Source organism: Micromonospora musae, from assembly GCF_003626545.1.
GTDB classification, from domain to species: Bacteria; Actinomycetota; Actinomycetes; order Mycobacteriales; family Micromonosporaceae; genus Micromonospora; species Micromonospora musae.
This window is the reverse complement of record NZ_RAZS01000004.1, coordinates 437,950-462,294: the sequence shown is the minus strand read 5'-3', so window position 1 is coordinate 462,294 and position 24,345 is coordinate 437,950. Positions and strand designations below refer to the sequence as shown.

The following is a 24,345-nucleotide window of genomic DNA, read 5'->3' as shown; positions in this document are numbered from 1 at the left end:
GCCGCGTACAGCGCGGACCGTGGATCCCGGGCCGGATCCACGGTCCGCAGCCTCCCCCCAGGTCCCCGTGGGCGCGACCCACACACGTGCGGCCGCGTCTTCCGCTGATCACGCTACGTATCGAACGCCCCCGGAGCAAGACGCCTCGCGCCGGTTCGACGTGTCGAATAGTGGACTTGACCTGGGGAGGAGGTTGGTCGGCCGGCGCGCGACCCTCGTGACGCAGGGTGCGGGCTGAGCCTTTCAGCCGGCGAGGCCGAGCGCCTCGGCGGCCGCGCGGCCGTTGGCGTGGCTCGCCCCGTACGTGGTGACGAAGGCCCGCACTCCGGCCGGACGCCACTGGGCGGGCCAGCCCATCTCGACCACCGTGACCGGATGCGCCGCGGCCAGCGCGGTGACCAGCTCCGGCCCGCCGGGGAGCTGGTGCAGGCGGCGTCCGACCAGCACGATCGGCCGGTCCCCGGCGAGCCGGCGCAGGGCCGCCGGATCGGCCTCACCGGCGACCACGCGGACCTCCTCGGCGTCGGCCAGATGCGGGCCGAGTCCCCAGGGCACCCGCCCCTCGGCCATGCTCGACGCGGCGTGCAGCTGCACCACCAGCGGTCGCTTCAGGTCGGTGAGCACCCCGTCGATCTTCACGGCCCGGCGCGCCGCCGCGTACCCCAGGTCGGTGCCGCCGCCGGTCGGCTCGCGGCGCGCGGCCCGGGTCCAGGCGGCGAGCGTCGCGGCACGACCGGCCGCCTCCTCGACCCGGCGCCGCTCCAGCCGGCCGTCGCCGATCGCCTCGACGATCGCGCCAGCGACCTCTTCGACGAGGTCGGCGTCGACCTTCGCGCCGATGCAGAGCAGGTCCGCGCCGGCGGCGAGGGCCCGTACGGCTGCCGGGCCGACGCCGCCGGCCGCGACCGAGGCGCCCTTCATCTCCAGCGCGTCGGTGACGACCGCGCCGGTGAAGCCGTACTCGGTGCGGAGCAGGTCGACCAGGACCGCGCGGCTGAAGGTGGCCGGCCCGGGGCCGGTCAACGCCGGCACGCGGATGTGCGCGGTCATGACGGCCTGCGCGCCCGCGGCGATCACGGCGGCGAACGGTGGCAGGTCCCGGCGGCGCAGCACGTCGACCGGCACGTCGACGGTGGGCAGCTCGTGGTGCGAGTCGGCGACCGTCGCCCCGTGCCCCGGGAAGTGCTTGGCGCAGGCCGCCACCCCGACGGCCTGGAGCCCGGCCACGGCGGCGGCGGAGTGCGCCGCCACCCGGAGCGGGTCCGCGCCGAACGAGCGGGTGCCGATCACCGGGTTCTCGTCGGCGGTGTTCACGTCGACCGTGGGCGCGAGGTTGACGGTGATGCCGAGCTCCGCCAGTTCCGCGCCGATCGCCTCGTAGACCCGCCGGGTCAGCGCGACGTCACCGATCGCGCCGAGCGCCGCGTTTCCCGGATACGGGCTGCCGGTGGCGTGCGCCAGGCGGGTGACGTCGCCGCCCTCCTCGTCGATCGCGATCAGCACGTCCGCCCGCCCCACGCGCAGCGCCGCAGTGGTCGCCGCGAGCTGCGCCGGGTCGTGCACGTTGGTGCCGAAGAGGGTGTGCCCGGCGAGCCCCTCGGCCAGCAGGTCGACCGCCCAGTCGGGCGGGACCGGTCCCGGGTACGCGGCCAGCAGCGTGCCGAGCGCGAGCCGGCGTAGTCCTGGATCCAGCCCCACAGGTTTCCCCCTTCGGTGCCGCACGGCACGCAAGTCGTACCCGGAGCTTCCGGCCGTCCCGCCCGCGCAGCCCTGCCGGGTCGACCGAGTACTCCGGGTCGGGGTGGCCGATACGCTACGGCTACCCATTTCCAAGTCGGTTTACAGTTAGCAAACTTTACTAAACCTTGAGGACGCGGCATGAGTGCGACCCGGCTGCCCGGCACCCCCCGCCTGTTGCGGGCGCTCAACGACCGTGCGGCGCTGGAACTGCTGCTCGAGCGGGGCCCGTTGACCCGCGCCCGGCTCGGTGAACTCACCGGGCTGTCGAAGGTGACCGCCTCGCAGCTGGTCGAGCGGCTGGAGGAGCGCGGGTTGGTTGCCCGGGTCGGCGAGCAGGCCGGCGGCCGGGGACCGAACGCCCAGCTCTACGCCGTACGGCCGGGCAGCGCACACGTGATCGGCGTGGACGTCGGCCCGGACCGGGTGGTGGCCGCCTGCGCCGACATCACCGGAGCGGTCATCGGCCGGGTCGAGCAGTCCACCCGGGACACCGACGACCCGGTGGGAGTGGTGCACAACGCCGTCGTCCAGGCGGCCGGCAGCGCCCAGGCGCAGCTGTCGAGCGTCCGCCGGGTGGTGCTCGGCACGCCGGGTCTGGTCGACCCGGGCACCGGGGACATCACCTTCGCCTTCAACCTGCCGCGCTGGCACCGCGGGCTGCTCGCCGCCCTCCGCGAGGACCTGCACACCCCGGTCGTCTTCGAGAACGACGTGAACCTCGCCGCGGTCGCCGAGGCCCAGTCCGGCGCCGCCCAGGGCCTGTCGGACTTCGTGCTGGTCTGGATCGGCGCGGGCGTCGGTCAGGCGATCATGCTCGGCGGGCGGCTGCACCACGGCAGCAGCGGCGCGGCCGGCGAGATCGGCTACCTCCCGGTGCCCGGCGTTCCCATTCCGCGCGACGTCTCCCGGCGGGCCAAGCCCGCGTTCCAGCGGCTGGTCGACGCGGCGGCGGTCTGCGCCGTGGCACGCGAGAACGGCTTCACGGCCGACAACGCCACCGACGCGGTACGCGCCGCGATCGAGGCCGGCGCCGACGGCGGCCCGGTGCTCGACGAACTGGCCCGCCGGCTCGCGCTCGGCGTGGCCAGCACCTGCGTGGTGCTCGACCCCCCGCTCGTGGTCCTCGCCGGTGAGGTCGGCCAGGCCGGCGGGTCGGCCCTCGCCGACCGGGTGCAGCAGGAGGTCGCGGACATCTCGCTGGTGCGCCCCCGGGTGGTGCCGACCGGGTTGACCGAGGAGCCGATCCTGCGGGGCGCGCTGCGCACCGCGCTGGACGCCGTCCGCGACGAGGTCTTCGGCTCCACGGTGGGCTGACCTCCGGCGTGACCCCGCCCGTCCGGGTGGGGCCACACCGACGCCGATCATGTGAAGGAATTCTTCACGATCCGTTCAGCGCCTGCAAGGCGTCGCCTCATGCCGCCGCCTCCCGCCGCCGCAGCTCAGATCAGGTCCCGGCGGCGGAACACCAGGAACGCAGCCGTGGCCAGCACCGCGGTCAGGCCGAGCAGAACAGCCAGCGCGGGCTGCCAGGTCAGCGCGTAGACCCGATCGCAGAAGCCGGTGGCGGTGGCGCAGGCGGTCGCGTCCCAGAACTCGACCCGGCCGGTGAGCCAGGCACCCACATGGCTGGAGAGCATGAACCGGTCCGGATGGGCGGTGTCCACGATCTCCATCACCAGGCGAGCGCCGAGTTCCCAGACCACCAGGTACGCAGCCGCCGTGCCCAGCGCGGCCGAGGTGTGCCGGCCCAGCGTGGCGAGCGCGAACCCGAGCACGGTGGTGAGCAGCACCAGCACCAGCCCCCGCCCGTGCACCGCGCCGAGGTCACGCCAGAACACCCCGTCGAGATGGCCGGGGAACCCGGCCGCCTGCCCGATCACCCAGAACGTGGCGAGGTACGCCACCGAGGCCAGCAGCGACAACCCGAGCACGCCGCCGAGCAGCGTGCCCAGCTTCGCGCCGAGCACGGTCATCCGCTTCGGCCGCCAGAGCAGCAGGTTCACCACGCCGCCCGAGTTCAGGTCGGCGCCGATGTACGACGCGCCGACCAGGAACCCGAAGAGCACCAGGAAGGCGATGAGGAAGTAGAGCAGCGACTCGGCCTGCTGCGAGAAGACGAACACCCCGGAGAGGAAGTCGGTCGCCACCGGCAGCCGCTCCTGGCGTACCGGGTCGACCTCACTGCAGTCGGCCGGAAAGTACTCCTCCTCCGCGCCGGGCGGAAGATTCCCGTTCACCCGGTCCACGCAGCGCTGGTAGACGTCGTCCATCTGCCGCCGGGACTCGGCCGCCTGGTTCCGGGCCTCGATCAGCTCGGCGGCGGTGGGTTGGTGCGAGCCGGCGAGGGTCGTCGACGCGGTGACCCCGAAGGCCAGCACCAGCAGGACGAGCATGAGTTGGACGAAGCGGCGGGCCCCCAGCCGCTCCAACTCGGCACGGACCAGCTTCACGCGTCGCCCCCTCTGCCTTCGCCGACCCCGGTGTCCAGCTCGATCACCCTGTCCCGGGCACCCGAGTCGACCTGACGAGGCACCTCCGGGTGCGCGCCCTCGCCGGTCAGCTCCAGGAAGACGCTCTCCAGGTCGGGCCGGAGCGGCGTCAGCTCGCGTACCCACAGCCCCTGCTCACCGAGGAGCCGGCTGATCGTCGTCGGGTCGTCCACCTGACCGACCACGAGATGGTCGGGGTGCGCGACCGCCGGCAACCCGCCGGCGTGCAGCAGCTCCGCGGCGCGCTCCGGCTCGGCCACCCGAACCAGGAACTCGTGCTGGTCGAAGCCGGCGAGCACCTCCTCCACCCGGCCCGCCGCCACCCGCCGCCCCCGCGAGATGATCGTGACGTGATCGCAGATCAGCTGGATCTCGGCGAGGATGTGGCTGGAGATCAGCACGGTCACCCCGGCGTCGGCCAGCGACCGCATCAGATCCCGCATCTCCCGGATGCCGGCCGGGTCGAGCCCGTTGGCCGGCTCGTCGAGGATGAGCAGCTCCGGGTTCTTCAGCAGCGCCGAGGCGACCGCCAGCCGCTGCTTCATACCGAGCGAGTAGCCCTTCACCCGCTCGTCACCCCGGTCGTGCAGGCCCACCTGCTCCAGCACCTCGTCCACGCGGCTCACCGGCACTCCGCCGGCGAGGGCGAGCAGCCGTAGCGTCCGGTATCCGGTGAAGTTGCCGAAGAACTGCGGGCTCTCCACGATCGCCCCGACCCGCCCGGCCACCTGCGACAGGTGCGTGGGCGACGGCGCGCCGAGCACGTTCATCCACCCGCCGTCGGCCCGTACCAGCCCGAGGAGGGCACGCAGGGTGGTGGTCTTGCCCGACCCGTTCGGGCCGAGGAAGCCGTGCACCTCACCCGCGCCGACCGTCAGGTCGAAGCCGTCCACCGCCACCCGGCGGCCGTTGCGCACACTGTTGAAGGTCTTACGCAGACCCTCGATCTCGATGACCGCGCTCACCCGCGCGATTCCCTGCTTCGAGCCGGCATCGACCGTCCTTCGGCATCGGTGACCAACGACACGGCGTCCCACCCTAGAGCCGGCCGGCCGCCCGTGGGGGGCGCCACGGCTGTGCGTGGTTGGATGGACGGGTGACTGGTGACCTGATCCCCGGCGCCACCGGCGCCAACCCCGCCACCGCTCCCGTGGACCCGGATCTGGTGGTCAGCCTCGACGGCGTCGGCGTACGCCGCTCCGGCACCGCCCTGGTACAGGATCTGACCTGGCGGGTCGAGCTGGACGAGCGCTGGGTTGTGCTCGGCCCGAACGGGGCCGGCAAGACGACCCTGCTCAACCTCGCGTCCGGTCGGCTGCACCCCACCAACGGCACCGCCCACGTGCTCGGTGAGCGGATCGGCCGGACCGACGTCAACGAACTGCGCACCCGTATCGGCCTCACCACCGCCGCCGTGGCGGAGCGGGTACCGGCCGACGAGCGGGTCAGCGACGTGGTCGTCACCGCCGCCTGGTCGGTGGTGGGCCGTTGGCGGGAGAGCTACGACCGCACCGACGAGGCCCGGGCCCGCGCGCTGCTCGGGCAGCTCGGTGTGGGCGGCCTCGCCGACCGCGCGTACGGCACCCTCTCCGACGGCGAGCGCAAGCGGGTGCAGATCGCTCGTGCGCTCATGACCGACCCGGAGCTGCTGCTGCTCGACGAGCCGGCCGCCGGGCTGGACCTGGGCGGGCGCGAGGACCTGGTCGCGCGCCTCTCCGAGCTGGCGTACGACCCGGACGCGCCGGCGATGGTGCTGGTCACGCACCACGTCGAGGAGATTCCGCCGGGCTTCACGCACGCGCTGCTGCTGCGCGAGGGGACCGTGGTGGCGCAGGGGCTGATCGAGGAGACGCTCACCGGCGACAACCTCTCCAAGACCTTCGGCCTGCCGCTGATCGTCCAGCGCTCCGGCGACCGCTACACCGCCCGCGCCGCCTGACGGCCCGCCCCCGCATCCCGCCGAGTCGAGACAGGAGACGCCGGTGGCGCAGACCCGGGTGGCCGTGGTCGGCAGCGCGAACATGGACCTGGTCGCGATGGCCCCGGCCCTGCCCCGGACCGGGGAGACCATGCTCGGCACCGACTTCGTGATGGTGCCGGGCGGCAAGGGCGCCAACCAGGCCATCGCCGCCGCCCGAGCGGGCGCGTCCTGCACCTTCCTCGGCGCGATCGGCTCCGACTCGTTCGGGGTGACGCTGAAGGCGCGGATCGGCGCGGCCGGTGTGGACACCGGACACCTGCGGGTGGTCTACGGCACCTCCGGCGTCGCACTGGTGATGGTCAACGCCGAGGGCGAGAACGCGATCCTGGTGACCCCGGGCGCCAACGGCGCGCTGACGAGCCTCACCGAGGCGGAGCTGAACACCGTACGCTCCGCCGACGTGCTCGTGGCCCAGCTGGAGATCCCGGTGGAGACGGTGACCGAGGCGGCGATGGTCGCCCGCGCCGCCGGCACCCGGGTCGTCCTCAACGCCGCGCCGGCCCGGCCCCTCCCCGACGAGCTGCTGGCCGCCCTGGACGTGCTGGTGGTGAACGAACGCGAGGCGCACGCGCTGACCGGCCGGGGCCGGGAGGCGCCGCAGGCGTTGCTGGAGCTCACGCCCCGCGCGGTGCTCACCCTCGGCGCCGAGGGGGTCTGGTACGGCGACCGGGACGGCACGGCCGTGCACGTGCCTCCGGTCAAGGTGGAGACCGTGGACTCGACGGCCGCCGGTGACGCGTTCACGGCGGCGTTGGCGGTGGGCTGGGGCGAGGGGCGGGACCTGGTGGACGCCGTGCGCTGGGCGGCGGCCGCGGGAGCGGCGTGCGCCCGCCGGCTCGGCGCCTCCGTGGCGCTGCCCTACCGGGCCGAGATCGACGAGCTCTACGCCTCCGCCTGAACCCCGCCACCGTTGTCGTTCGACGGCGCCGCGACGGCGCGGAACGCCCGCCGGTACGCCGACGGCGAGGTACGCATGGCCCGGCCGAAGTGGTGGCGGTAGGTGACCGGCGAGTCGAAGCCGACCGCCCCGGCGATCTCCTCGACCGGTGCGTCCGTCGTCTCGAGCAGCGCCAGGCTGGCCCGAACCCGCTGGTCGATCAGCCACCGGATCGGGCTCGTGCCGGTGGCCCGCCCGAAGTGCCGCAGGTAGGTGCGGGTCGACATGTGCGCCTGCCCGGCCAGCCGGGCGACGGTCAGCGGCTCGCTCAGATGGGCCAGCGCCCAGGTGAGGCTGCCGGCGATCCGGTCGTCGCCCGGGTCGGGCGGCACCGGGGCCTCGATGAACTGGGCCTGCCCGCCGTCGCGGTGGGGGAGGATGACCAGCCGACGGGCGACCGCGTTGGCGATCGCCGCGCCGTGGTCGAGCCGGACCAGGTGCACGCAGAGGTCCAGGCCCGCCGCACTGCCGGCGCTGGTGAGCAGGTCACCCTCGTCGAGGTAGAGCACGTCCGGATGCACCTCGACGGCCGGATACCTGCGGGCGAGCAGGTCCGCGTACCGCCAGTGGGTGGTGGCCCGCCGCCCGTCGAGCAGCCCGGCGCCGGCCAGCGCGAACGCGCCCGAGCAGATCGACACGACCCGGGCGCCCCGCCGGTGCGCCCGGCGCAGCGCGGCGACCAGCTCCGGCGACGGGTCCGCGGTGACGTCCGGTACCCCGGGCACGATCACCGTTCCGGCCCCCGCCAGCACGTCCAGGCCGTACGGGGTGTGCAGCGTGGCCCCGCCGACCAGCGGCACCGCGCCGGGCCGCTCGGCGCAGACCCGCAGGTCGTACCAGTCGACGCCGAGTTCGGGTCTGGGCAGCCCGAACACCTCGGTCACGATGCCCGTCTCGAAGACCGACATGCCCGGGTACGCGAGGACCGCCACGCTCTGCTCGATGGCGGGATGTTAGCGCAGGACGGCGTTGTCGCCACTCGTCCCCCGCGCCGTCGCTGAGCAGGATCGGTGTCATGACGAACACCTTCGCCGTCCCGGCGGCCGACCCCGCCACCGCCACCACTCACTTCCTCGCCCGGCTCAGCTTCGAGACCGATGTCAGCGACGTGTACGCGGATCTCACCGCGCGGACCCCCGGCCTGGTGGTGGTCGACTCCCGAGGGACGACCGCGTGGGGGCAGGGGCACCTGCCGGGCGCCGTGCACCTGCCGACCGCCGAGATCGCCGCGCTCGCCGCCGAGGTCGTGCCGGCCGGCTCCACGGTCGTCACCTACTGCTGGGGTCCCGGCTGCAACGGCGCCACCCGTGCCGCCCTGGAGTTCGCCCGACTCGGCTACCCGGTCAAGGAGATGCTCGGTGGCTACGAGTACTGGGTGCGGGAGGGGCTGCCGGTGATGACGGACACCGGGCTGACCCGGCGGCCCGCCGACGAGCTGACCGCGCCCCGGTCCACGATCAGCTGTGACTGCTAGCCGGCCTGGTCCGCCTCGTCGGTGAGCTTCTCACCCCGGCGGCGCAGCATGCCCAGGCCGGGAATGCCGGCGACGGCGAGCTTGAGGTCGCGGGTCACCTCGAGCAGGTCGTGCAGGTCCGGGCCGACCCGGTCGAGGGTGGCCAGGATCGGCAGGACGTCCGAGGTCAGGTGCTCGCGCAGCTTCGGCAACTCGTCCACGAGCCGGATGGCGGCGGTGACCTCCTCGTTGCTGAGCTGCTCGACGAAGCGCGTCGCCATGGGTGCGGCCCGGCGCAGCGCCGGTTCGTACGTCGTCATCAACTCGGCGGCGGTGGCCGCCGTCTCCGCCCCGGTGGTCACCGCGGCCGCCGCCCGCGCCGCCACCGCGTCCGCCTCGGTCACCACCGTGGTTGCCTTGCGGGCGACCTGCTCCGCCTGCCCGACCACCACGGCGGCGCTGCCGGCCACCTCGGTCGCGGTCTCGAGCACGTGGTCCGTGCGGTCCAGGGTCTGCTCGATCCGGTCCACCACCCCGTTGATCCGGGTCAGCAGCGCCTCGACGCCGTCGAGCACGGCGAACGCGCGGGCGGGCACGGCCGCGAACGAGGTGGCCGAATCGCGGGCCTGGTCGAGGGCGGAGCGGGTGAGGCCGATGACGGACGACGGCCGGGGCAGGGGGATCACCATGGCAACCAGTGTGCGTCGCGGGTGCCCGTACCGCCGCCGGCCGAGCCCCGTGACCCGCCGGTCAACGCCGGTCGGTGTGCTGCTCGACGGCTCGCTGCACGGCCCGGTAGATCTGGCCGAACCGCAGCGCGTCGGGGGTGCGCACCAGCAGCTCCTCCTGCCCGTGGTGCTGCACCCAGAGCTCGTGGACCTGACTGCCCCGTTCGTACGAGCGGTCCAGCCAGCTCAGCGGAACCTCCAGGAACGGGGTCAGCGCGAGCGCGGCGACCACGCAGCCGGCGAGGATGAGCAGGGCCAGCTTCCACTCACCGCGCTCCTGCGCGGACCAGACCAGCGACACGACGCAGAGCAGCGCCACCAGCGGCGGCAGGGAGAGCAGCAGGACCAGGATGCCCCGCCCGAGCACCCGACCCCGTACGGCGAGCGTCGCCCGGCCCCGGGCGTGCCAGACGTACGTGACGTCGGCGAGCGCGATGACGCGACCACCCGAGCGGATCGACTCGGAGGTCACCTGCACCGCGCCGTCCCGGTAATAGACCGTCATCACTCAGCCTAACCACGCCCCGGCAAGCCGCCGCGTCCCGCCGTCGGGCTGTGTGGGGTGTGGTGTTCGGACGCTTCAGAACTGAGCCGTTGGCGACATCACCGCCGAGGGGCGCGGGCCGCCACCGGGACGAATCGCCGCACCTCGCTGGCCGGCGATGTCGTCCCAGTCGGACCGGGGACGGCGACCAGCCGACCCGCCGGGCCCGCGCTCGGGGCCGACGTTCCGGTGCCGTGCCCGTGTCAGGGTCTCGCGCTTGGAGCGGGGCGGTGCGTGTTGGGCGCGCGGAACCGGGGCTGAGTCATTCAGGTCATCAGTTCCAAAGCATTCGAGGTAGAGGTCCATTCCGCCGAGGCCCGCCGGTGCTGCGCCGTCGTTCCGCCTGAGACCCCACTAGTCTCGCCGTTCGCGGCCGCGCGCCGGGCGGCCGGCGGTCCGGGCGGCTGTCGGGGGCGGCGCCTGTTCGACCGCCCGCTGCACGGCGCGGTAGATCTGGCCGAACCGGAGTGCGTCACCGCTGCGCAGCAGCAGGACGTGCCGGCCCTGCCAGCGCACCCAGAGCTCCCGTTGGCGGCTGCCCCGGGCGTAGGAGCGGTCCAGGAGCTCGAAGAGGAAATCGGCGACCGGCCCGACCGCGAGCCCGATCAGCACCGACGCGCCGACGATCGCGATGGTGACGGTGGGGGAGCGGTCCAGCCAGATCGCCAGCCCGACCCCGAGGACGGCCGCCACCAGCGGGCCGGCCAGCGCCGCGCCGAGCGCGCCCCGGCCCGCGAGGACCCGCCAGGAGCGGCTGCCCCGGCGGTGCCAGACCATGCTGATCTCGGCGAGTGGGTAGCTGCGGTCGTCCACCCGGATGACGGTCGAGGTGACCTGCACCGACCTGTCGTCGTAGTAAATCGTCATCGCTGGACTCCCGGCCCCGGGGCTGATACCAGACTACGTTCCTCAACGAGCTTGGCCGTATGGTTGGCACGCGACTTCGACGAGGAAGTGAGGGGCGGCGTGAGCGAGTTCGTGCGGCTGGAGATCAAGGACGGCATCGGCACCATCCGACTGGATCGGCCGCCGATGAACGCACTGAACAAGCAGGTCCAGGAGGAGCTGCGCGCCGCCGCGACCGAGGCCTCCGCCGATCCCGAGGTCCACGCCGTGATCGTGTACGGCGGGGAGAAGGTCTTCGCCGCCGGCGCGGACATCAAAGAGATGGCCGACATGTCCTACGTGGACATGGCGGCGCGGGCCGCGGACCTCTCCAGCGCCCTCGGTGTCTTCGCCCGGATCCCCAAGCCGGTGGTCGCCGCGATCACCGGCTACGCGCTCGGGGGCGGCTGCGAGCTGGCCCTGGCCTGCGACTGGCGGATCGTCGCCGAGGACGCGAAGCTCGGCCAGCCGGAGATCAAGCTGGGCATCATTCCGGGTGCCGGTGGCACCCAGCGGCTCGCCCGCCTCGTCGGCCCGGCCCGCGCCAAGGACCTCATCATGTCCGGCCGGATGGTCGACGCCCAGGAGGCGCTGCGGATCGGCCTCGCCGACCGGGTGGTGCCGGCCGCCGAGGTCTACTCGGCCGCCGTCGAGCTGGTCCGCCCGTACGTCGGCGGTCCGACCCAGGCGCTGCGCGCCGCGAAGCTCGCCGTCGACGCGGGCCTGGACATGGATCTGAACTCCGGTCTGGCCTGGGAGAGTCAGCTCTTCGCCGCGCTCTTCGCCACCGACGACCGGCGCGAGGGCATGGCGGCCTTCGTCGAGAAGCGCAAGCCGGGCTTCACCGGCCGCTGACCAGCGCGGTGGCCGGGCCGGGTCCGGCGAACGGGCCGCGGCTGGTCGTGCCGGTCAGACCCAGCCGCGGCGGACGGCCTCCATGCCGGCCTGGAACCGGGTCTCGGCGCCGACCATCGCCATGATCCGGTGTACGTGCCGGTGCACCGTCCGTACGCTCCAGCCGAGGGTGCGGGCGATCCGCTCGTCGGTGGCGCCGCCGGCCAGCAGGCCGATCAGCTCCACGTCCCGGTCGGCGAGCTGGTCCGGGTGCCCCTCGTCGGCCAGTTCGACGGCGTCGGGCTGGTCGGCGCTGCCCCGGTTGACCGCGCGGTTGATGGCGACGGCTCGTTCCCAGAGCGCCTCGAAGAGCTCGCAGACCGCGTCCAGCAGGGACGACGGGTGGATCAGGTACGCGGCGTCGGCCAGCTCCCCGCCCGTCATCACGGGGATCATCGCGAGGCGGTCGTCGCTCACGATCATCTTCATCGGCACGTTGCTGGCGACCCGGGCGCGTTCGCCGCTCTGGATGCCGCGCCAGATCTCCGCCATCCGCCCGGGGATCGCCAGCGCCGACCGGTCGTAGATCACCCGGTAGGTGAGCCCCCGGTCGGCGAGCTGATGGGCCTCCTCGGTGTTGCCGCTCACCGGATTGTCCAGGTACGGCGGGCGGTCCAGCCCGCGGATCTGCACGCGCGCCTCCCGTTGGAGGCGGACGAGGGTGGCGCGCAGGTTGGCCGCGCCTTCGATCACCTCGACGAGCTCCGCCGGATGGCGGCCGGTGCCGTCGTGTCGTCGTAGCTCCTTGGCCAGTTGGTTCGCGTGGGTACGCAGCCGGAGCAGGTCACGTTCCCGTTCGGCGATGAGCACCGTGGCCACCTGGTCGGGGGGTGTCGCCGCGTAGCGTGTGGGACGGCCGGAGAGGCGGCTGACCAGCCCTCTGTCGACCAGCCGGCCGAGCGTACGGGTCAGCTGCGCCCGGGAGAGCGCGACGTCGCCGAGCAGATCCGTTGCCGTCGCCTGTCGGCGTCGGGCCAGCGCCTCGTAGACGCGCTCGTCGGGCTCCGCGACGCCCACCACATGCCACATCCGAAGCCTCCGTCGGGAACCGGCCAGCTGTCCGGAACATGAACGTCCCCGGACATTGTCCGTGCTCTTCCGCCCGTGCCAAGATCGCCCGTCAACGTGTGTCCCATTCGTGTCCAGGACCGTGTCCGTCCTGGCGGGAGGATGCGCGGGCCTCACTGACGAGGCGTGTCCGTGGCATCACCGGTAAGGAGTAATGGATGTCCCTGCCCTTACGGCGGAGACGGGCCCGCAGTGGCCTTCTCGGCGGGCTGACCGCAGTCCTCACCCTGTCACTGCTCGCCCTGAGCCCGCTGCCCGCCACCCCGGCACAGGCCGCGCCGAAGGCCGACCCGTCGGCCGCGCCCGCGGACTGGGAGGCCCTGCGCTACAAGCCGGCAGGCTGCAACACCACCACCGCCAAGGAGATCGGCGAGGGCGGACCGTGGGCGCGCTGCTTCGCGGTCGGGCTCGCCGAGGACGCCCAACGACGGACGACGCTCGCCGGCCCGCCCGCCGACGCCCTCGGGCCCGCGGACATCAAGTCCGCCTACCGGCTTCCCGACGGCGGCGAGGGCCAGATTGTCGCCATCGTCGGCGCGTTCGGGTACGAGGCCGCCGAGGCCGACCTGGCCGTCTTCCGCACCCACTACGGCCTGCCGCCGTGCACCACGGCGAACGGCTGTTTCCGCAAGGTCGACCAGCGGGGCGGGACCGACTACCCGATCGAGAGCCCGGACTGGTCGATCGAGGCCGCCCTGGACCTGGACGCCGTCTCGTCGGCGTGCCCGAAGTGCGACATCCTGCTGGTGCAGGCCGACAACAACTCGATGGGCAGCCTCGGCCACGCCGTCGACACGGCCGCCCGGCTCGGCGCCGACGCGATCTCCAACTCGTACGGCGTCGCCGGTGAGTCGGACACCCAGTACGCGAGCCACGCCCACTACGACCACCCCGGCATCGTCATCACGGTCTCCAGCGGCGACATCGGCAACGTGCAGAGCTACCCGGCGACCCACCCGGACGTGCTGTCGGTCGGCGGCACGCTGCTGACCCGGGACGGGTCGACGCCGCGCGGCTGGTCGGAGACCGCCTGGGAGGCGGCGGGCAGCGGCTGCTCGTACTACGAGCCGCGCCCGTCGTACCAGGCCGACATCGACACGCACTGCGGGGACAAGCGGGCCAACGCCGACATCTCCGCCACGGCCGCCCCGGAGTCCGGGCTGGCCGTCTACAACACCCTCGGTCAGGACGGCTGGGCGCGTTGGGGCGGCACCTCGCTCTCCGCCCCGCTCGTCGCCGGGATGTACGCCCTCGCCGGCGACGCGGTTCCCGGGACCTACCCGGTGACCTACCCCTACCGCAAGGGCGCCGACGCCGGGCTCTTCGACATCACCGAGGGCTCGAACGGGTGGTGCGGCGACCTGCTCTGCACCGCCGGACCGGGCTGGGACGGGCCGACCGGATTGGGCTCCCCCAACGGTGTCTCGGCGCTGACCCTCGGCCGGACCGGGCAGGTCAGCGGGGCGGTCACCAGCGGCAAGAACCCGCACGGCAAGAAGCAGGGCGTACTCGCCGGGGTGACGGTCACCGCCACGGACACCGCCGGCAACACCTACCACGCGGTGACCGGCGACAAGGGCAGCTACCAGCTGGCCGTCCCGGCCGGCACGTACGACGTCGTGGCCGCCGAGTTCGGCTACCAGGCGCCACCGCCGGTCCGGGTCGTGGTCGCCGCCGACGCGAAGCTGACCCGCGACATCAGGATGACGGCGATCGCGACCCGTACGCTCACCGGCGCCGTCACCGACGGTTCGGGACACGGCTGGCCGGTCTACGCGAAGGTCGCCATCGACGGCTACCCGACGGACGCGGTCTACACCGATCCCTACACGGGGCGTTACTCCGTCGAGCTTCCCGTCGGCGCCGACTACACCCTGCGCGTGTCACCGGTCGACCTGCCCGGATACGTCACCAGCACCGCCACCGTCACCGTCGCGCCACAGCCGAAGGGCCGGCCGAGCGACGTGCGGCGGGACGTGCAGCTCGCCACCGACACGTCCTGCGCCACCGCCCCCGGTTACACCTGGCGGTACCAGGGCCTCGGCACCGACTTCACCGGCTGGTCCGACGGGCCGAAGGACGGCTGGCAGGTCACCGACGAGTCCGGCGCCGGGCAGACCTGGCGCTTCGACGACCCCGGCGCCCAGGGCAACCTGACCGGCGGAGCGGGCGGCTTCGCCGCCGTCAACACCTGGGTCCAGGCCGGTGACCTCGACACGAACCTGGTCAGCCCGCCGGTCGACCTGACCGGCGTCACCGCCCCGGTGATCGGCTTCGACAGCGACTACCCCACCCCGCTCTTCGGCAGCCAGGAGGCGTTCATCGACCTCAGCCTGGACAACGGGGCCACCTGGAGCGAGGTCTACCGCCTGCCGAAGGCCGAGGTCCGGGGGCACCAGGAGATCCCGATCCCGCAGGCGGCCGGGACGTCCGGCGTGCAGGTCCGCTTCCGCTACCAGGGGCAGTACGCCTACTGGTGGCAGCTCGACAACGTCTTCGTGGGCAGCCGGACGTGCGCCGTCGTGCCGGGCGGAATCATCGCCGGGCAGATCCGGGACGGCAACACCGGCGGCGCCGTCCTCGGGGCCACCGTCTCCGCCGGCACCGACCGGGCGGCCGTGGCCACCAGCCGGGCCACCGCCGACGACGCCGCGCTCGACGACGGCTACTACTGGTTCTTCGCCGAGGGCGACGGCACCGCCGCGGTGACCGTGAGCGGCCTGCGTTACGCCGACGCCACCGCGAAGGTGCGCGTCGCGCGGGACCGGGTCGTCCGGCAGGACTGGAAGCTGGAGTCGGGGCGGCTGAAGGTCCACCCGGCCGACCTGTCGCTGGGCGTACGACCCGGCCGCACCGCCACCGGTCGGGTCCGGCTCACCAACGACGGTGACCGGCCGCTGCGGGTCAAGCTGGTCGAGCAGGACCGTGGGTACACCCCGGACCGGATCCGGGTCGCCGCAGACGCCGCCCGCTCGTCGCAGGCGCCGCCGCAGCAGGGCGCGGACGGCCGCGCGTGGGTCGACCTGCCCGACCTTCCGCTGCCGCTGGTCGACAACGTGGTCGCCGACAACGACGGCACGGTCTACTCGGTCGGCGGCGACTCCTACGGCTACGTCATGAACGAGGGGTACGTCTTCGATCCGCAGGCGCGGGCCTGGGAGCGGATCGCCGATCTGCCCGAGGCGCGAGCCGGCGCGGCGGGTGGCTTCATCGACGGCAAGCTGTACGTGACCGGTGGTCTCAACGGTTCGGGGATCCCCGCCACGCAGACCTGGGCCTACGACCCGATGACCGACAAGTGGTCGCGCCGGGCCGACCTGCCGGCCGGGGTGGCGAACGCGGCGGCCACCACCGTCGGCGGCCGGCTCTACGTGGTCGCGGGCTGCCCCGACGGGGCCTGCCCGGACCCCACGGCGCGGGCGTACCGCTACGACGCCGCCGCGGACCGCTGGACCCGTCTCGCCGACTACCCGCGCACCGTCGCCTACCACGCCTGCGGCGCGGCCGGTGACGGCGTGGTCTGCACGGGCGGGTACATCCCGCGTCAGTACGACGCCGTGCTGGAGAGCTACCGGTACTTCCCCGAGTCCGACACCTGGGTGGAGACGACCGGGCTGCCCGTCTCGGCCTACGGCATGGCGTACGCCACGGTCGGCGGCAAGCTGCGGATCATCGGCGGCACCGTCGGCGGTTCGCTCAGCCGGCAGGTGCTGGAGTACGACCCGGCGACCGCGGTCTGGTCGAAGCTGCCGGACGCGGTGAACGCGCGGCACCGCGGCGGTGCCGCCTGCGGCACGTACCAGGTCGGTGGCCTCTCGGATGGCAGCACGGAGACCGGTTCGGCGCAGCAGCTGCCGGGCATCGAGTCCTGCGTCCGGGGCAGCGACGTGTCCTGGTTGTCGACCGACCGCACCGAGCTGACCATCCCCGCCGGGCGGTCGGTGACGGTGACGGTGACGGTGGCCGCTCCGGTCCACTCGGGACACGGTCAGTACCAGGCGCGGCTGGCGTTCGAGACGGACAGCCCGTACCGGACCGAGCCGCTCGGCGTGGTGATGAAGCTGCGCTGAGCCACCCCGCCGACCCGGGCCCGCCCGGTGCAGACCCCCGCACGGGCGGGCCCGGGTCGGCGACGCCCCGGCCGACGGTGGTGCGAACCGCCGGCCGGGGCGCGCTCGCCCGAGCGGAGTGACCGGTGGGTAACCTGTGACCCCGGCCACGGACGAGGGGAGCGACCATGACGGAGCGGATCGAAGGTCACGGTGGGGAGCTGGCGCTCGCGGCGCTACGGGCGCACGGCGTGCGGGAGATGTTCACCCTCTCCGGCGGGCACGTCTTCCCGCTCTACGACGCCGCCCACAAGACCGGGTTCCCGATCTACGACGTCCGGCACGAGCAGTCCGCGGTCTTCGCGGCCGAGGCGGTGGCGAAGCTCCAGCGCCGCCCCGGTCTGGCCGTCCTCACCGCCGGTCCCGGTGTCACCAACGGCATCTCGGGCCTGACCAGCGCCTACTTCAACGCCTCCCCGGTGCTGGTGCTGGGCGGCCGCGCACCGGCCTTCCGCTGGGGTTCGGGCAGCCTGCAGGAGATGGACCACCTGCCGCTGGTCGCACCGGTCACCAAGCACGCCGAGACCGTCTTCAGCACCGACGACATCCCGCGCGCCGTGACCAACGCGCTGACCACCGCCCTCACCCCGCACCGGGGGCCGGTCTTCCTCGACTTCCCGCTGGAGACCGTCTTCTCCGTCTCCGACGCGGAGCTGCCCGCGCCGGCCGGGATCGCCCCGGTCGAGCCCGACCCCGAGGAGGTCGCCCGGGCGGCCGGCCTGATCGCCGCCGCCGAGCGGCCGGTCATCATCGCCGGCTCGGACGTCTACGCCGGCGACGCGACCGCGGCGCTGCGCGAGGCGGCCGAGGCGTTGCAGGTGCCGGTCTTCACCAACGGCATGGGGCGCGGCTCGCTCCCGCCGGAGCACCCGCTCGCCTTCGCCAAGGCCCGTCGGGCCGCGCTCTCCGGCGCCGACGTCGTCGTGGTGGTCGGCACCCCACTGGACTTCCGGCTCAACTTCGGCGACTTCGGCGACGCCAAGGTCGTGCACGTCGTCGACGCGCCGAGCCAGCGCGCCGGGCACGTCCAGCCGGCCGCCGCCCCCACCGGTGACCTGCGGCTGATCCTCTCGGCGCTCGCCGATCACCCGGGTGACCGGACGGACCACACCCGGTGGATCGCCGACCTGCGGGCCGCCGAGGACGCCGCGAGCGCCCGCCACGCCGAGGAGATGGCCACCGAGAGCGACCCGATCCGCCCGGCCCGAATCTACGGCGAGCTGCGCAGGGTGCTGGCCCGCGACGCCATCACCATCGGCGACGGTGGCGACTTCGTCTCCTACGCCGGGCGCTACCTCGAACCGGCGCAGCCCGGCACCTGGCTGGACCCCGGCCCGTACGGCTGCCTCGGCACCGGCCTGGGCTACGCGATGGGCGCCCGGATCAGCCACCCGGACCGGCAGATCTGCGTGCTGATGGGAGACGGTGCGGCCGGCTTCTCGCTGATGGACGTGGAGTCGCTGGCCCGGCAGAAGCTGCCGGTCGTCATCGTGGTCGGCAACAACGGCATCTGGGGGTTGGAGAAGCACCCGATGCGCGCCATGTACGGCTACGACGTCGCCGCCGACCTGCAGCCGGAGCTCCGCTACGACCAGGTGGTGAGCGCGCTCGGCGGGGCGGGCGAGACGGTCGCGAAGGCCACCGACCTCGGGCCGGCCCTGCAGCGGGCCTTCGACGCCGGGGTGCCGTACCTGGTGAACGTGATCACCGATCCGGGCGACGCGTACCCCCGCTCGTCGAACCTCGCCTGAGCCGACACCCGCCGCCGTCGCCGCACTCCGGCGACGGCGGCGGGTTCCGCCACCAGCTAAATCAGCGGAATGTCAGCGCCTGTCGTCGTAACGTCAGCGCCGGATCGACGGAGTGTCAGCGCCGTCGTTCATGGTGGTGGCACCAGTGAGGACGACAGGAGTTGCGATGGACTACGCGATCCGCGCCGAGGGACTGGTGCGACGCTTCGGCGCCACCACCGCCCTCGCCGGAGTTGATCTGGCGGTCCCGACCGGGACCGTCTTCGGGCTGCTCGGGCCGAACGGCGCCGGGAAGACCACCGCGGTGCGGGTGCTCGCCACCCTGCTGCGCGCCGACGAGGGACGGGCCACCGTCGGCGGCTACGACGTCGTCCGCGACGCCCACCAGGTACGCCAGCTGATCGGCCTGACCGGTCAGTACGCCTCGGTGGACGAGACCCTGACCGGCACCGAGAACCTGCTGCTCATCGGCCGGCTGCTCGGCCTCAGCCGGGCCGATTCGCGGGCCCGCGCCGGTCAGCTGCTGACCGACTTCCAGCTCACCGACGCGGGGGACCGGGCGGCCAAGACCTACTCCGGCGGCATGCGCCGGCGGCTCGACCTCGCCGCCAGCCTGGTCGGTCGGCCCCAGGTGCTCTTCCTCGACGAGCCGACCACCGGCCTCGACCCGCGCAGCCGTAACGAGCTCTGGGACATCGTCCGGTCGTTGGTGGCCGACGGGGTGACCGTGTTGCTCACCACCCAGTACCTGGAGGAGGCCGACCAGTTGGCCGGCGAGATCGCGGTGGTCGACCACGGCCGGGTGATCGCGCAGGGCACCCCGGAGGAGCTGAAGGCCAAGACCGGCGGGCAGAGCCTGGCGGTGCGCCCGGCCGACGTCGTCGACCTGCCCACCGTGGTGAGCATCGTCGGGGCGGTGGCCGGCGTCGCCCCGGAGGTCGCCCAGAACACCGTCACCGTGCCGGTGAACGACCAACGGGTGATGCCCGCCGTCGTGCGCCGCCTCGACGAGGCCGGGATCGTCGTGGCCGAACTGGCGTTGCGCGGTTCCAGCCTGGACGAGGTCTTCCTGTCGCTGACCGGCCACCGGGCCGAGGACGACCCGGCCTCCGCCAACCTGGAAGGGAGCGTGGCATGACCAGCGCCACCCTGACCGCCCCGCTCGCCCCGGCCCGCCGACTCGGCGTCGGCGCCGGTCTGCGGCACACCCTCACGCTCGCCTGGCGCAGCCTGGTGCAGATCAAGCACAACCCGATGGAGCTGCTCGACCTGAGCATCCAGCCGGTGATGTTCGTGCTGCTCTTCACGTACGTCTTCGGCGGGGCGATCTCCGGCTCGCCGGGCGACTACCTGAAGTTCGCGCTCCCCGGGATCATCGTGCAGAACGCCTTCTTCGCCACGATGACCACCGGCTTCGGGCTGAACAACGACCTCACCAAGGGCGTCTTCGACCGGCTGCGCGCGCTGCCGATCGCCCGTTGGTCGCCGCTGGCCGGGCGGATCCTCGCCGACACCGTCAAGCAGGCGTGGTCGGTGGCGCTGCTGATCGGGGTCGGCATGATCCTCGGTTTCCGGCTCGGCAACGGCCCGCTCGGGCTGCTCGGCGCGTTCGCCCTGCTGCTCGCCTTCTCCCTCGCCGCAGCCTGGATCTCGGTGCTGGTCGGGGTGCTGGTGAGCGAGCCCGACAAGGTGCAGATCTTCGGTTTCATGGTGATCTTCCCGCTCACCTTCACCAGCAACGCGTTCGTGCCCACCGAGACGATGCCGGGCTGGCTGCAGAGCTGGGTCGAGGTCAACCCGGTCACCGTGCTGGCCGACGCGCTACGCGGCCTGCTGGTCGACGGACCGGTGGCCGGTCCGGTGGTGCAGTCGCTGATCTGGGCGGCCGCCATCGCAGTGATCTTCGCGCCGCTGGCGGTGCGCGGGCTCAGGCGTCGAGTGTGACCCGGAGCAGTTCGCGCGCCTGATCGAGCCGGGTGGCCCGGCCGCTCGCGTACGCCTCGGCGAACTCCGGTTCACCGAGCGCCGCGCGGGCGGCCCGGGTCACCCGGACGGCGTCCAGGGCACTGCGGTCGGTGCCGCCGCGGACGCCGTCCGCCCCGCCGAGCAGGGTGGCCGCCACCACCGGCCGTTCCGCCCGCAGCGCCAGGTCCGCGTACCCGACCAACACCAGTGAGACCACGGGCGCATCCGTCGACTCGATCGCCAGGTCCATGGCCCGTTCCAGGTGCGCCCGGGACCCGGTCAGGTCGCCCGCGGCAGCCGCCACGTGACCGAGCGCCGTGGCCACCATGGCCCGCCACTGCGGGGCCACGTTGCGCCGGCCCACCACGTCCGCGGCGCGCTCGGCCCACCGGGCCGCGGCCGGCCAGTCCCCGGCGTCGCGCAGCAACTCGCTCCAGGCGAACGCCACCCCGGCCCGGGGCTCGTCCGCACCGAGCCGCTCCGCGTCCGCGTACGCCTCGTCGAGCAGCCGCCGGGCCTGCTCCCGGTCACCGGCCTGCCACCACAGGTGCGCGAGCTGGGCCCGCATCTGCGGCAGGTCCTCGGCCGCTCCCAGCAGCTCCACGTCGTACAGGGCGTCCCGCAGGTATTCGATGGCGGCGCTCCGGTCCCCGGTGCGGTTGGCCAGTTCGGCGAGGGAGAACCGGCAGGTGGAGATGCCCCACCGGTCCCCGGCCGTCTCGAACAGGTCGAGTGCGGTGCGGAAGTCGCCGTGCGCCTCCTCGGCCGGTGATCCGCTGTTGAGCAACATGTGCCCGTGCATCAGCCGGGCCACTGCGGCCGCCCACGGATCCGGGTCGGCGAAGAGCTTCTGCAGCCCGACCAGGCCGACCGGGTGGTCGGCCGGGTCGATCATCGTGGACATGGGCCCGATGAGGCGCAGCATGACGTGCTCCGAGGCGTCGTCGGCCCATTCGGCGGCCCGTTCCATCCAGGCGCGGGTCCCGTCCAGGTCGGCGTGCCCGGCCATCAGGTTCATAGCGCCGACCGCGTATGCGGTGGCCAGCATCGCGACCGGGAGCGGCTTGTCGGTCCGCTCGGCCAGGGCGAGCACCTCCCGGCTGAGGTCCGCGCCCTCGGCCCGCTGACCGCGTAGCCACCAGTACCAGCCGAGCGAGGCGGTGAACCGGACAGCCGTCTCGGCCTGCCCGGCGCCGACCGTCCAGCGCAGCGCCGCGTGCAGATTGTCCTGCTCAGCCCGCAGCCGCGCGATCCACCGCAGCTGCTCCGGCCCCCGAAGCTCCGGGTCGGCCCGCTCGGCCAACGCGAGGAAGTGGGCGGCGTGCGCCTGCCGCAGCCGGTCCGCCTCGCCTGCCTCGACGAGCCGGTCCAGGCCGTACTCGCGGATCGTCTCCAGCATCCGGTACCGGGGCTCACCGTCGCCGACGACGATCACGAGGGACTTCTCCACCAGCGCGGAGAGCCGCTCGAACACCTCGTCCGGTGCCAGTTCGCCGCCGGCGCAGACCCGCTCCACCGTCTCCGCGGTGACCCCACCGGTGAAGACGGCCAGCCGCCGCCAGAGCGCCTGCTCGGCGGCGTCGAGCAGGTCCCAGCTCCAGTCCACCACCGCGCGCAGCGTCTGGTGCCGCGGCAACGCGGTGCGGCTGCCGCCGGTGAGCAGCCGGAACCGGTCGTCCAGCCGGGCCGCGACCTGTGCCGCGGTCATCGACCGCAGCCGGGCGGCGGCGAGTTCGATGGCGAGCGGCATGCCGTCCAGCGACCGGCAGATCCCCACCAGCGCCGCCACGCTGCCGGCGTCCACCACGAAGTCGGGGCGTGCGGCGGCGGCCCGGTCCGCGAACAGCCGCACCGACGGGTACGCCAGGGCCGTGACGGCGTCGGCGCCTACCGGCGGGAGCGCGAGCGACTCGACCGCGTGCAGGGCCTCGCCCGTGATGCCGAGGGGTTCCCGGCTGGTGGCCAGCACCCGCAGGTCGGGGCAGGCGCCGAGCAGCCGGTCGGCCAGCGCGGCGGCCGCGTCGAGCAGGTGCTCGCAGTTGTCCAGCACCAGCAGCGCGCACCGGGTGGCCAGCGCGTCGACCAGCCGGGCGGTCGGTTCGGTGGCCTCCCCGGCCGGTACGCGCGACCGGCCGGCCGCGATCAGCGCCTGCTCGCGCAGCCCGAGCAGGGTCAGCAGGGCCTGCGGCACCTCGGCCGGGTCGGTGATCGGGGCCAGCTCGACGAGCCAGACGCCGTCCGGGAACCGGCGGGCGACCGCCCGGCCGGACTCGACGGCCAGCCTCGTCTTGCCGGCCCCTCCCGGCCCGGTCAGGGTGACGAGCCGAGAGCCGGCCAGCAGGTCGTCGACCCGGTCGACGGCCGCCTCCCGGCCGACGAAGCTGGTGAGGGCGGCCGGCAGCCCGCCGCGGCCGCGCACCGCCCTGCCCGGACCGGTTGCCGGGGCGGCGGAGGGTGGCGTTGCCGGGTTCGGCACGGCTCCGCCCTCAGGTGGCGGCGTCATGGGCGGCTGACCCGGAGGGACCTCGACGAGCGGGCCGGCCGGTGCGTCCGGCTGCTCGCCACGCAGCACCGCCAGGTACAGGGCGGCGAGTTCCGGCCCTGGATCCGCGCCCAGCGTCTCGGCGAGGGTGCGACGCAGCCGGTCGTACTCGGCGAGCGCCTCGGCCGGCCGCCCGGCCCGCTGCAGCGCCCGCATGAGCTGACCCACCAGCCGTTCCCTCAGCGGATGCGCGGCCACCAGTTCCCGGAGCCGGGGCAGCAGGGCGGCGGGTTCCTCGGTGGCCGCGCGGGCCGCGATCAGGTCCTCGATGGCGGCGAGCCGCAGCTCGTCGAGCCGGGCGACCGGGGCGCGGGCGAAATCGGTGTCGGCGACGTCGGCCAGCGCCGGCCCGCGCCAGAGTGCCAACGCCGAGTCCAGCCGCCGCGCGGCGCCGGCCGGGTCGGTAGCGAGCAGGGTCCGCCCGGCCGCCAGCGCGTCCTCGAACCGGTACAGGTCCACCGCGGTCCGGTCCACTGCCAGCCGGTAGCCGGCGGGGACGGCCTCGACCGGCAGGCCGGGCGCGGCCCGGCGCAGCCGGGAGACCAGCGCCTGAAGGGCGTTCGCCGCACCGGCCGGCGGCGACCCGTCCCAGACGGCGTCCACCAGCGCGCCGGTGGTGACCGGGCGGCCGGGATCGAGCGCGAGCACGATCAGCAGCCGGCGTAGCCGGGCGCCGCCGACCTCGACCGGCGTACCGGTGTCGGCGCGAACCTCCAGCGGCCCGAGCAGGCAGATCTGCACGGCGTCGATTCTGCCGCGCCCGTGCCCGCCGTCGAGCACCTACACCTCCGGCCGGTCCTCCTCGCGCGGCGGATCGCCCTCGCGGGGGCGCAGCGGCTCCCCGCGCCCCGGCGGCTCGTCCGGCGTGACCTCGCGGCGGCGGAGGTCCTCCTCGCGCCGGCGCAGGTCCTCCTCCCAGCGGCGGAACAGCTCCTGGTCGTCGCGGCGGGACCGCTCGGCGATGGACTTGAGGAACTCGGGGTCGTCGTCCGGGGCGAGCGGCTTCGGGCGCTCCCGGGTGGGCGTCCGACGCGCCCCGCCACCGGCCGCCGGACCGGGCTTCTTCTCCCGGCCGGCGAGGAACCAGGCGATCGAGCCGACCAGCGGGAAGAACAGGATGATCAGCGCCCAGCCGATCCGGGGCAGGGCGCGGATCTCGCCCTCCTCGGCGGAGAGGCAGCTGATCAGCGCGCAGACGGCGAGGACGATCTGCGCGACGAAGAGGAGGACGTACAGCCGGAGCATGCGTCCATCATCGC

General features: G+C 73.8%; 19 protein-coding genes. 9 read left to right on the top strand and 10 right to left on the bottom strand.

Annotated features, from left to right (window positions below; translation table 11 throughout):
- Window positions 1-243: 243 nt before the first annotated feature.
- A complete protein-coding gene (locus D7147_RS13885) occupies window positions 244-1,698 on the bottom strand; it encodes a glycoside hydrolase family 3 N-terminal domain-containing protein (protein ID WP_120677497.1) in 1,455 nt (484 codons plus the stop codon).
- A gap of 180 nt (window positions 1,699-1,878) precedes the next feature.
- Between D7147_RS13885 and D7147_RS13880 the strand changes: the two genes are divergently transcribed.
- Entirely contained in the window at window positions 1,879-3,054 is a 1,176-nt protein-coding gene (locus tag D7147_RS13880; RefSeq protein WP_120677495.1) for an ROK family transcriptional regulator, read from the top strand.
- A gap of 125 nt (window positions 3,055-3,179) precedes the next feature.
- Here D7147_RS13880 and D7147_RS13875 read toward each other — a convergent pair whose 3' ends face one another.
- Both D7147_RS13875 and D7147_RS13870 read right to left on the bottom strand, forming a co-directional pair.
- Window positions 3,180-4,190 (bottom strand): ABC transporter permease subunit, encoded by a 1,011-nt coding sequence (locus D7147_RS13875; RefSeq protein WP_120677493.1) that lies wholly within the window; start codon window positions 4,188-4,190, stop codon window positions 3,180-3,182.
- Window positions 4,187-5,194 (bottom strand): ABC transporter ATP-binding protein, encoded by a 1,008-nt coding sequence (locus tag D7147_RS13870; protein WP_120677491.1) that lies wholly within the window; start codon window positions 5,192-5,194, stop codon window positions 4,187-4,189. The genes D7147_RS13875 and D7147_RS13870 overlap by 4 nt, the downstream gene beginning before the upstream one ends.
- Before the next feature lie 131 nt (window positions 5,195-5,325).
- On the opposite strand from D7147_RS13870, the gene D7147_RS13865 reads away from it, so the two are divergent.
- Both D7147_RS13865 and D7147_RS13860 read left to right on the top strand, forming a co-directional pair.
- A complete protein-coding gene (locus tag D7147_RS13865) occupies window positions 5,326-6,168 on the top strand; it encodes an ABC transporter ATP-binding protein (protein ID WP_120677489.1) in 843 nt (280 codons plus the stop codon).
- Window positions 6,169-6,211: 43 nt separating this feature from the next.
- Entirely contained in the window at window positions 6,212-7,108 is an 897-nt protein-coding gene (locus D7147_RS13860) for a ribokinase (protein WP_120677487.1), read from the top strand.
- Here D7147_RS13860 and D7147_RS13855 read toward each other — a convergent pair.
- Window positions 7,093-8,055 carry a helix-turn-helix domain-containing protein gene (locus D7147_RS13855; protein ID WP_120677847.1) on the bottom strand — a complete coding sequence of 321 codons (963 nt, stop codon included), beginning with the start codon at window positions 8,053-8,055 and terminating at the stop codon, window positions 7,093-7,095. The genes D7147_RS13860 and D7147_RS13855 overlap by 16 nt on opposite strands.
- A gap of 107 nt (window positions 8,056-8,162) precedes the next feature.
- Here D7147_RS13855 and D7147_RS13850 point away from each other — a divergent pair, with 107 nt between their 5' ends.
- A complete protein-coding gene (locus D7147_RS13850; RefSeq protein WP_199734172.1) occupies window positions 8,163-8,621 on the top strand; it encodes a rhodanese-like domain-containing protein in 459 nt (152 codons plus the stop codon).
- Here the strand turns inward: D7147_RS13850 and D7147_RS13845 are convergent.
- The 3 genes from D7147_RS13845 to D7147_RS13835 form a co-directional block, all read right to left on the bottom strand.
- Complete coding sequence (locus D7147_RS13845; RefSeq protein WP_120677483.1) at window positions 8,618-9,289, bottom strand: hypothetical protein; 672 nt, start codon at window positions 9,287-9,289, stop codon at window positions 8,618-8,620. The two genes, D7147_RS13850 and D7147_RS13845, sit on opposite strands and share 4 nt — an antisense overlap.
- A 61-nt stretch (window positions 9,290-9,350) precedes the next feature.
- On the bottom strand, window positions 9,351-9,833 hold the full coding sequence (locus tag D7147_RS13840) for a DUF6232 family protein (protein WP_120677481.1): 483 nt from the start codon (window positions 9,831-9,833) through the stop codon (window positions 9,351-9,353).
- Window positions 9,834-10,226: 393 nt separating this feature from the next.
- A complete protein-coding gene (locus D7147_RS13835) occupies window positions 10,227-10,739 on the bottom strand; it encodes a DUF6232 family protein (protein ID WP_233563125.1) in 513 nt (170 codons plus the stop codon).
- A gap of 99 nt (window positions 10,740-10,838) precedes the next feature.
- On the opposite strand from D7147_RS13835, the gene D7147_RS13830 reads away from it, so the two are divergent.
- Entirely contained in the window at window positions 10,839-11,612 is a 774-nt protein-coding gene (locus D7147_RS13830; RefSeq protein ID WP_120677479.1) for an enoyl-CoA hydratase/isomerase family protein, read from the top strand.
- A gap of 54 nt (window positions 11,613-11,666) precedes the next feature.
- Here the strand turns inward: D7147_RS13830 and D7147_RS13825 are convergent, their stop codons facing one another.
- A complete protein-coding gene (locus D7147_RS13825; protein ID WP_120677477.1) occupies window positions 11,667-12,680 on the bottom strand; it encodes a helix-turn-helix transcriptional regulator in 1,014 nt (337 codons plus the stop codon).
- A gap of 197 nt (window positions 12,681-12,877) precedes the next feature.
- Here D7147_RS13825 and D7147_RS13820 point away from each other — a divergent pair, with 197 nt between their 5' ends.
- The 4 genes from D7147_RS13820 (at window position 12,878) to D7147_RS13805 (ending at window position 20,523) form a co-directional block, all read left to right on the top strand.
- Entirely contained in the window at window positions 12,878-16,789 is a 3,912-nt protein-coding gene (locus D7147_RS13820; RefSeq protein ID WP_120677475.1) for a Kelch repeat-containing protein, read from the top strand.
- Between the two features lie 167 nt (window positions 16,790-16,956).
- The gene (locus D7147_RS13815) at window positions 16,957-18,579 is read left to right on the top strand and encodes an acetolactate synthase (RefSeq protein WP_120677473.1); all 1,623 of its coding nucleotides are present in this window, start codon (window positions 16,957-16,959) and stop codon (window positions 18,577-18,579) included.
- Between the two features lie 166 nt (window positions 18,580-18,745).
- Window positions 18,746-19,717 (top strand): ATP-binding cassette domain-containing protein, encoded by a 972-nt coding sequence (locus D7147_RS13810; RefSeq protein WP_120677471.1) that lies wholly within the window; start codon window positions 18,746-18,748, stop codon window positions 19,715-19,717.
- Entirely contained in the window at window positions 19,714-20,523 is an 810-nt protein-coding gene (locus D7147_RS13805; RefSeq protein ID WP_120677469.1) for an ABC transporter permease, read from the top strand. Before D7147_RS13810 ends, D7147_RS13805 begins: the two co-directional genes overlap by 4 nt.
- Here the strand turns inward: D7147_RS13805 and D7147_RS13800 are convergent.
- Window positions 20,507-23,827: an AfsR/SARP family transcriptional regulator gene (locus tag D7147_RS13800; protein WP_158609351.1), complete on the bottom strand. Its 3,321-nt coding sequence runs from the start codon at window positions 23,825-23,827 to the stop codon at window positions 20,507-20,509. The genes D7147_RS13805 and D7147_RS13800 overlap by 17 nt on opposite strands.
- A gap of 39 nt (window positions 23,828-23,866) precedes the next feature.
- The gene (locus tag D7147_RS13795) at window positions 23,867-24,331 is read right to left on the bottom strand and encodes a PLD nuclease N-terminal domain-containing protein (RefSeq protein WP_120677465.1); all 465 of its coding nucleotides are present in this window, start codon (window positions 24,329-24,331) and stop codon (window positions 23,867-23,869) included.
- Window positions 24,332-24,345 lie beyond the last annotated feature (14 nt).

What these genes read in the sequence shown, in the direction of transcription:
- D7147_RS13880 (WP_120677495.1), top strand. Translation starts at nt 1,879, where the DNA reads ATGAGTGCGACCCGGCTGCCCGGCACCCCCCGCCTGTTGCGGGCGCTC.
- D7147_RS13855 (WP_120677847.1), bottom strand. Translation starts at nt 8,055, where the DNA reads ATGTCGGTCTTCGAGACGGGCATCGTGACCGAGGTGTTCGGGCTGCCC.
- D7147_RS13850 (WP_199734172.1), top strand. Translation starts at nt 8,163, where the DNA reads ATGACGAACACCTTCGCCGTCCCGGCGGCCGACCCCGCCACCGCCACC.
- D7147_RS13845 (WP_120677483.1), bottom strand. Translation starts at nt 9,289, where the DNA reads ATGGTGATCCCCCTGCCCCGGCCGTCGTCCGTCATCGGCCTCACCCGC.
- D7147_RS13840 (WP_120677481.1), bottom strand. Translation starts at nt 9,833, where the DNA reads ATGACGGTCTATTACCGGGACGGCGCGGTGCAGGTGACCTCCGAGTCG.
- D7147_RS13835 (WP_233563125.1), bottom strand. Translation starts at nt 10,739, where the DNA reads ATGACGATTTACTACGACGACAGGTCGGTGCAGGTCACCTCGACCGTC.
- D7147_RS13825 (WP_120677477.1), bottom strand. Translation starts at nt 12,680, where the DNA reads ATGTGGCATGTGGTGGGCGTCGCGGAGCCCGACGAGCGCGTCTACGAG.
- D7147_RS13820 (WP_120677475.1), top strand. Translation starts at nt 12,878, where the DNA reads ATGTCCCTGCCCTTACGGCGGAGACGGGCCCGCAGTGGCCTTCTCGGC.
- D7147_RS13815 (WP_120677473.1), top strand. Translation starts at nt 16,957, where the DNA reads ATGACGGAGCGGATCGAAGGTCACGGTGGGGAGCTGGCGCTCGCGGCG.
- D7147_RS13810 (WP_120677471.1), top strand. Translation starts at nt 18,746, where the DNA reads ATGGACTACGCGATCCGCGCCGAGGGACTGGTGCGACGCTTCGGCGCC.
- D7147_RS13805 (WP_120677469.1), top strand. Translation starts at nt 19,714, where the DNA reads ATGACCAGCGCCACCCTGACCGCCCCGCTCGCCCCGGCCCGCCGACTC.
- D7147_RS13795 (WP_120677465.1), bottom strand. Translation starts at nt 24,331, where the DNA reads ATGCTCCGGCTGTACGTCCTCCTCTTCGTCGCGCAGATCGTCCTCGCC.